This window comes from Burkholderia sp. (assembly GCF_018375725.1).
Taxonomy (GTDB): Bacteria; Pseudomonadota; Gammaproteobacteria; order Burkholderiales; family Burkholderiaceae; genus Burkholderia.
In genome coordinates, this window is record NZ_JAHACR010000448.1 from 1 (window position 1) to 2,379 (window position 2,379).

Here is a 2,379-nt window from a genome sequence, read left to right on the forward strand (position 1 = left end):
CGCGCACGGTACCGAAGCGCTCAACCTGGCGGCCGGATGGAGCATCGTCGCAGTCGTGCTGTTCGTGCCGCCGGTGACGTTTGTCCTGCATCGACTGTGGACGTATCGGTAGAAGAGCATGCAACGTCGTCGAGCGAACGTGATGCTATGCCGGGCACTGCGGCGGCGTGGCGATCGCGTGTTCGCCAACTCACCGGATCCGATTGCCACACCATGTCGATACCGTATCTCACCTGATATCGACGCGGGCCCATCGGACCAGCCGGTGGCGGAATCGAATCCAACCCGGGAGAAAGCCATGTCATCACCCGCGAGTCACGCACAGTACCGGCAAAGCGCGGGCTGGCTGACACCGCAGCGAATCGCACTGTATGCCAGCGTATTGCTCGCCCTTCAGGTCGCGCTGGTCGGGATGCTGTGGTGGAAGCACTATGTGGAGAAATTTCCCGGCGTGCCTTTGCTGGGTTGGGATTTCGCCGTGTACTGGAGCGCATCCAGCCTTGCTCTTAGCCACGGCCCTGTCACCGCATACAGCTGGGAATCGCTTCGTGCCATGGAGGCAACGCTGCACCTGCCGTCATTTGGTCCGTTTGCCTATCCACCGACCTTCCTGCTCATGATTTACCCGATTGCAGCGATGCCCTTCGGGGCTGCCGTGATCGTCTGGTCCCTGTTCGGTGTCGCCGGCTATCTTCTGTTCATCAGAGCGGTCATCGCCCCAATCAGCCGCTATTGGCTGTTCCCTGCTCTGGCGTTTCCGGGCATGTGGCTGTCGCTGGTCGCCGGCCAGAACTCACTGTTCACCCTCGTCATGGGCGGCACGGCGCTGCTCCTGATCAGGCAGCGACCAGTGCTTGCCGGCGCATGCATTGCGCTGCTTTGCATCAAGCCGCAGCTTGGCGTGTTGTTCCCCCTGTTTCTTCTTTGTCGGCGACACTGGACGGCATTCGCGTCCGCCGCCGTTTTCTCAATGCTCTATTGCGGGCTGACCTGGCTCGCGTTCGGCACCGACAGCTTCCGTGCCTTTGAACAGGCTCTCTCGATGTTTCGTCATGTCGTGGCGGAAAATGCCATTGGGACCATCCGCGGCGCGCCAACGATGTTCGCGATCTGGCGCGTCTCCGGAACACCCGTTTTCACATCGTATCTCGCCCATACCGCCGTCGCCGTTCTTGCAGTCGCGACCTGTATAAGGCTCTGGTGCTCGAATGCCCGCTTCGAGCTGTCCGCCGCAGCACTGGCCATCGCGACGCTATTACTGCAGCCGTATCTCATCTATTACGATCTGGCGTGGCTCGCATTGCCGATCGCATTTCTGATGATCGATTACGCGCGGCACGGCGCCAATGCATGGGAAAAGAGCGTGCTGATCGCAAGCTGGATCATGCCCGCGCAGGCCTTCGCGGTTTTATTCGTCGACACGATGATCCAGTGGACACCTATCGTTCTCATCGTTCTGCTGGCGGTCATCGTGCGCCGTCATGTCAAGGCGCGCCAGGATGTCCGGCCAATGGAGCGCAACGTCGAACTCTGCTGACGACAACCGGTGCCCGCCTATGCAGCCCCTACGGGCACCGTCATCCGGTCACGCCACCGCGAACCCCTCTGCGCCATGCGATGTCGCGCCCCAGCGGGCTCCGTCGCAGCAACGGGTTCCGGCGTCGTCGAAACGACGCCCCCACTCACCCCACCCGCCGGTTCCCCGAATCGCCCGACGGATCGCCATCCTTCCCGCCGTTGTCGCTCAGACCGTACTCGATCATCATCCGGTACAGCGTCACGCGCGAGATACCCAGCTCCGCAGCGGCCTTGTTGATCCGGTGATCGTTGCGCAGCAGCGCATTTTCGATCGCCGTGCGTTCCGCGAGCGCGCGCGCCTGCTCGAGCGTCACCGGCTCGCTTTCGCCCGGCGTTTCGAGCCCGAGATCGTGCGGCGTCAGCAGCCGGCTCTCGGCCATCACCATCCCGCGCCGCACGCGGTTGATCAGCTCGCGCACGTTGCCGGGCCATTCGTAGCGACGCATCGCATCGAGCGCCGACGACGTGAAGCCGCTGATCTTGCGGCCGCTGTCGGCCTTGTATTTCTGCAGCACGAAGTGCGCGAGGATGTCGATATCCTTGCCACGCGCGCGCAGCGGCGGCTCGTGGATGCGCAACACGCACAGCCGGTGATAGAGATCCGAGCGGAAACGCCCCGCCTGCACCGCGCCGTCGAGATCGACGTGCGTGGCCGAGATTACCCGGACGTCGACCGGCATCGAGTCGTTGCCGCCCAGCCGTTCGATCTTGCGAACCTCGAGGAAGCGCAGCAGGCTCGCCTGCGCTTCGAGCGGCATGTCGCCGATCTCGTCGAGAAACAGCGTGCCGCCGTTCGCGGCT

At 63.1% G+C, this 2,379-nt stretch carries 2 protein-coding genes and 1 pseudogene; 2 read left to right on the forward strand and 1 reads right to left on the reverse strand.

The window, feature by feature from the left end:
- A pseudogene (locus KH616_RS24180) lies at positions 1–112 on the forward strand (GtrA family protein); the annotation flags it as partial.
- Between the two features lie 6 nt (positions 113–118).
- Entirely contained in the window at positions 119–1,537 is a 1,419-nt protein-coding gene (locus tag KH616_RS24185) for a glycosyltransferase 87 family protein (RefSeq protein WP_292253730.1), read from the forward strand.
- Positions 1,538–1,682: 145 nt separating this feature from the next.
- On the opposite strand, the gene KH616_RS24190 is transcribed toward KH616_RS24185, so the two are convergent.
- On the reverse strand, positions 1,683–2,379 hold a 697-nt coding region (locus KH616_RS24190), incomplete at its 5' end, for a sigma 54-interacting transcriptional regulator (protein WP_292253732.1).